The sequence below is a fragment of the Caulobacter sp. P1_B12_2 genome, assembly GCF_056406675.1.
On the sequence record NZ_JBFTZS010000343.1, the window covers coordinates 1 to 5163 of the forward strand.

General features: G+C 66.6%; 5 protein-coding genes. All 5 read left to right on the forward strand.

Annotated features, from left to right (window positions below; translation table 11 throughout):
• Window positions 1–798 (forward strand): 2-dehydro-3-deoxygalactonokinase (locus AC1DZ6_RS18595; RefSeq protein WP_477098625.1); only part of this gene is annotated, 798 nt, incomplete at its 5' end.
• A complete protein-coding gene (locus AC1DZ6_RS18600) occupies window positions 785–1420 on the forward strand; it encodes a 2-dehydro-3-deoxy-6-phosphogalactonate aldolase (protein WP_477098626.1) in 636 nt (211 codons plus the stop codon). The genes AC1DZ6_RS18595 and AC1DZ6_RS18600, both read left to right, overlap by 14 nt.
• Window positions 1421–1458: 38 nt before the next feature.
• Window positions 1459–3024: a sodium/sugar symporter gene (locus AC1DZ6_RS18605; protein WP_477098627.1), complete on the forward strand. Its 1566-nt coding sequence runs from the start codon at window positions 1459–1461 to the stop codon at window positions 3022–3024.
• Between the two features lie 188 nt (window positions 3025–3212).
• Window positions 3213–3941 carry a FadR/GntR family transcriptional regulator gene (locus AC1DZ6_RS18610; RefSeq protein WP_477098629.1) on the forward strand — a complete coding sequence of 243 codons (729 nt, stop codon included), beginning with the start codon at window positions 3213–3215 and terminating at the stop codon, window positions 3939–3941.
• 110 nt (window positions 3942–4051) lie between these two features.
• Window positions 4052–5053 carry a glycoside hydrolase family 5 protein gene (locus AC1DZ6_RS18615; RefSeq protein ID WP_477098628.1) on the forward strand — a complete coding sequence of 334 codons (1002 nt, stop codon included), beginning with the start codon at window positions 4052–4054 and terminating at the stop codon, window positions 5051–5053.
• Window positions 5054–5163: the final 110 nt, after the last annotated feature.

A 5163-nucleotide genomic window follows, 5' to 3' on the forward strand; every position in this document is an offset into this window, starting at 1 on the left:
TTCCTGGACCTGGTCGGCGACTGGCGCGAGGCGGGCCCGTCCCAGGCCCTGCTGTGCGGCATGGTCGGGTCGCGCAACGGCTGGCAGGAGGCCGCCTACGCCCCCTGCCCGGCCAACGCCGCCGACATCCGCGAGCGGCTGCTGCACCTGGACGCCGACGGCCTGCCGGTCGCCATCGTCCCGGGCCTGTCGTGCCGCAACGCCCTGGGCGGGCCGGACGTCATGCGCGGCGAGGAGACCCAGATCCTGGGCGCCCTGTCGCTGAACCCGGACCTGGCCAAGGGCCGCCATCTGCTGGCCTTGCCAGGCACCCACACCAAGTGGGTCGTCGTCGAGGACGGCGCGATCGTCAGCTTCCTCACCGCGCCGGTCGGCGAGATCTACGCCCTGCTGCGCGAGCACTCGATCCTGGCCAAGGCGGCTCCCGGCGACGGTCCCGAATCTCCCGAGGGATTCGCCCGTGGCGTCGCCCGGATCGTCGAACACGGCCCCGCGCGGCTTCCGCACCTGATTTTCGAGACCCGCAGCCGACAATTATTGGACGGCCTGCCCAAGGACGAAGCCATGGGCTTCCTGTCCGGTCTGCTGATCGCCAGTGATACCGCAACCACCTCAAGCTGGTTTGGGGATCTGGGCCAGGTGTCGCTGATCGGCGCCCCCGCCTTGAGCGCCCTCTATGCCCAGGCCATCGCCGCCCATGGCGGCACAAGCGTGGCCGTCGATGGCGATGCGGCTGTCCTGGCCGGATTGACAACGTTGTCGTCAGCCTCAAACAGTGGAGTTCATGTCCTTGCCTAACCCCAGCGCCGCGAAGACCCCGCCGATCGTCGCCATCCTGCGCGGCGTGAAGCACGACGAGATCGTCGACATCGCCGCCGCCCTGGTCGAGGCTGGAATCGAAGCCATAGAAGTGCCGCTGAACTCGCCCGATCCGCTGGTGACCATCGGCAAGCTGTGCGCCGCGTTCGGCGACAAGGTTCTGTGCGGAGCGGGCACGGTCCTGTCGCCGGAAGCGGTCGACCAGGTGGCCGGCGTCGGCGGCAAGCTGATCGTCACGCCCAACATCGACGCCTCGGTGATCTCGCACGCCGTAAGCCTGGGCCTGACCGTCATGCCCGGCTTCGCCACGCCCAGCGAGGCGTTCGTCGCCGTCAAGGCCGGGGCCAAGGCGCTGAAGCTCTATCCCGCCGGCACCTACGGCTTCGGTCACATCAAGGCCGTGCGCGACGTGCTGCCCAAGGACATCGCGGTCTACGCCGTCGGCGGCGTGGGCGCGGCCAATCTGAAGCCGTGGATCGAGGCCGGCGTGGCCGGGATCGGCGTCGGCGGCGAACTCTACCGCCCAGGCTACAGCGCCGAAGAGGTCGGCCAGCGGGCCAGGACCCTGGTGGCGGCCTGGGCCGAACAGACCAAACAGTAAGCGTCGCAACAAGAATACGGCCCTAAGGGGGGACCCCAGTGAAAACCATCGATTTCGTCATCCTGGCGATCTACGCCGTCGCCATCTTCGGCCTGGCCCAGTGGGTTTCCCGCGACAAGGGCGGCCACAAGAAGGATTCCAACGACTACTTCCTGGCCGGCAAGGCCCTGCCCTGGTGGGCGATCGGCGCCTCGCTGATCGCCGCCAACATCTCGGCAGAGCAGATCATCGGCATGAGCGGCTCGGGCTACGCCCTAGGCCTGGCCATCGCTTCCTACGAGTGGATGGCGGCCCTGACCCTGCTGATCGTCGGCAAGTTCTTCCTGCCGATCTTCCTGAAGAACAACATCAGCACCATGCCGCAGTTCCTGGAGCAGCGGTACGGGCCCAGCGTCCGCAACGTGATGGCGGTGTTCTGGCTGATCCTCTACGTCTTCGTGAACCTGACCTCGATCCTGTGGCTGGGCTCGATCGCCATCCACACCGTGGCCGGCATCGACCAGATGCAGGCCCTGGTGATCATCGGCGTGTTCGCCCTGGCCTATCAGCTGTGGGGCGGCCTGAAGGCCGTGGCCCTGACCGACATCGTTCAAGTGGCCCTGCTGATCACCGGCGGCCTGATCATCGTCTACCTGTCGCTGACCAAGATCGGTAACGGCGACCTGCTGGCCGGCTTCAACCACCTGACCGCCCAGTTCCCCGAGAAGTTCGACATGATCCTCTCGAAGGACAACCCGCACTACAAGGACCTGCCGGGCCTGAGCGTGCTGTTCGGCGGCCTGTGGGTGATGAACGTCTCGTACTGGGGCTTCAACCAGTACATCATCCAGCGCGCCCTCGGCGCCAAGGACATCGCCGAAGCCCAGAAGGGCATCGCCCTGGCCGCTTACCTGAAGCTGCTGATGCCGGTGATCGTGGTGCTGCCCGGCATCGCCGCCCTGGTGCTGGTGCCCGGTCTGGCCAAGCCCGACCAAGCCTATCCGGAGATGATGAAGCTGCTGCCGCCCGGCGTTCTGGGCCTGGTGTTCGCCGCCCTGGTGGCCGCGATCGTCGCGTCGCTGGCCGCCAAGATCAACTCGATCGCCACCATCTTCACCCTGGATATCTACGCCAAGGCCAAGAAGGGCTCGAGCGAGCAGCATCTGGTCACCGTGGGCCGCATCACCGCCGTCGTCGCGGTGATCATCGGCATCGTCATGGCCAAGCCGCTGCTGGGCAAGGCCGAGCAGGCCTTCCAGTTCATCCAGGACTTCACCGGCTTCTTCACCCCGGGCATCGTGGTGATCTTCATGCTGGGCCTGTTCTGGAAGCGCGCCACCACCGCCTCGGCCCTGGTGGCCGCGATCGGCGGCGCGGCTCTGTCGGGCGCCTTCTTCGTGGCCGACAAGCTGGGCGTGTTCGTGATCCCGTTCATGAACCGCGTGGGTCTGGTGTTCCTGCTGACCCTGGCCGCCGCGATCATCGTCTCGCTGGTCGCGCCCCAGAAGAAAGAGGTCAACGTCGTGACGCTGGAGGGGGTCAGCTACAAGACCACCGCCGGCTTCAACATCGCCGGCCTGGGCGTGATCCTGATCCTTATTGCGCTGTACGCCATCTGGTGGTGAGGACCCGGGCGGCGTTTTCGTCGATGACCGCCCAAGCCTGAACCGAAAGCCCCGTCACGGTTGCCGTGGCGGGGCTTTCATCTTTGACATGATTGTTCCGGGCGTGAACGAAGCACGCTACACAAGATCTGACCTATTTCGACGACGACGCTTTTCGATACGCGCTTAGGGGGAACGAGCACTTGGTGATCCGTACGCAGCCGGGCCTCAGTCTGACCTATGGACTTGTCGAGTCCCTGGGCCAGGCCATTGTCACGGGTGAATACGTGGAGATCGGCTTCCCCACCGAAGGCGAGCTTTCCAAGCAGTTCGGCGCCAGCCGCACCGTCACCCGCGAGGCCGTCAAGATGCTGACCGCCAAGGGCCTGCTCAGCGCTCGCCCGCGCCACGGCACGGTGGTCGAACCCGAGAACGAGTGGAACCTGSTGGATCCGGACGTCCTGCGCTGGATGCTGGAGCGCAAGTTCAGCCTGCGCCTGCTGGCCGAGTTCACCGAGATGCGCCTGGGCATCGAGCCCGCCGCCGCCGCCCTGGCCGCGCGCAACGCCGACGAGACCGGGCTAGAGGGCATCCGCAAGGCGCTGAACCGCATGAAGTCTGCCGCCGGGGGCGAGGACGACCCGCTGTCGGCCGACATCGCATTCCACGTGGCGATCCTGAACGCCACCAAGAACCCGTTCTATCGCGACCTGCACGAGCTGGTGAACACCGCCCTGCGGATCTCGATCCGCTTCACCAACCGCATCAAGGGCCGCACGGCCTCGATCCCCTCGCACGAGGACGTGGCCGACGCGATCTTCGCCCGCGACGCCGAGGCCGCCCAGAAGGCCATGCAGATCATCCTGGTCGATGTGCTGGACCTGATCCGCGCCGCCTCGCCCGACACCGAGTCCGCTTCAGCCCGCCGCGACGCCTGACACCCGACATCTGATGGGGCGTTGCGCGACGGCGCTTTCCGGGTAAATCTGACAGCGTTGTCACGCCAAAAGGCGGGCAAGCGGCTCGCAGAAGCCTTCGAGGAAACGCCATGCCGTCCGCTTTCAAGACCCTGACCGCCTGCGCCGTGCTCTCCGCCCTTGCCGCCACGCCGGTCCTGGCCCGCGAGATCGCGCCCCGGGACCAGGTCAAGGCCATGACCCGGGGGATCAACGTCCTGGGCTACGATCCGATCTGGAAGGACCCGACCAAGGCCCGCTTCCAGATGCGCCACTTCAAGACCATCAAGGACGGCGGTTTCGACGCGGTGCGGCTGAACCTGCACGCCTTCTCGCACATGGACTCGGACAACCATCTGGACCCGGCCTGGCTGAAGACGCTGGACCAAGTCGTCCAGGCCGCCCTGGCCCAGAAGCTGACCGTCGTCCTGGACGAGCACAATTTCGGCGACTGCGGCACGGACCCCGCCGCCTGCAAGCCCAAGCTGATCGCCTTCTGGAAGCAGATCGGCGCCCGCTACAAGGACGCGCCGGACGGCGTGGTGTTCGAGCTGCTGAACGAGCCGAACAAGGGGCTGACCGACGATCTCTGGAACAGTTGGGTCGCCGAACTGCTGCCGATCGTCCGGGCCGACAATCCGACCCGCAACGTCATCGTCGGCCCGGCCTTCTGGAACAATATCGGCCACCTGGACCAGCTGAAGCTGCCAGAGAGCGACCGGCACCTGATCGCCACCGTGCACTACTACCTGCCCATGGAGTTCACCCACCAGGGCGCGCCGTGGAACCCCGACACGCCCAAGACCGGCGTCACCTGGGGCACGGTAGCCGAGCGCCAGCGGATGAAGGCCGACTTCGACGGCGTCCAGGCCTGGGCCAAGGCGCACGACCGCCCGATCCTGCTGGGCGAGTTCGGGGCCTACGACAAGGGCGACATGGCCTCGCGCGTCGCCTACACCGCCGCCGCCGCCCGCGAGGCCGAGGCCCGCGGCTGGGCGTGGTCCTACTGGCAGTTCGACAGCGACTTCATCGCCTACGACCTCAAGGCGGACGCGTGGGTGGCCCCGATCCACGGGGCGTTGGTTCCGAAGTAGGCCCCACCCAACCTTGTCCGGGATGACAACCGTTTGAGCTGAAAAGCCTCCAGACCTCTGATGACACGACGAGCATTTCGCGCCATGTCCTCCCCATCCGCGCCTCTTCC

Bases quoted from the DNA above. Each gene is read 5' to 3' on its own strand.
- AC1DZ6_RS18615 (WP_477098628.1), top strand. From the start codon at position 4,052: ATGCCGTCCGCTTTCAAGACCCTGACCGCCTGCGCCGTGCTCTCCGCC.
- AC1DZ6_RS18600 (WP_477098626.1), top strand. From the start codon at position 785: ATGTCCTTGCCTAACCCCAGCGCCGCGAAGACCCCGCCGATCGTCGCC.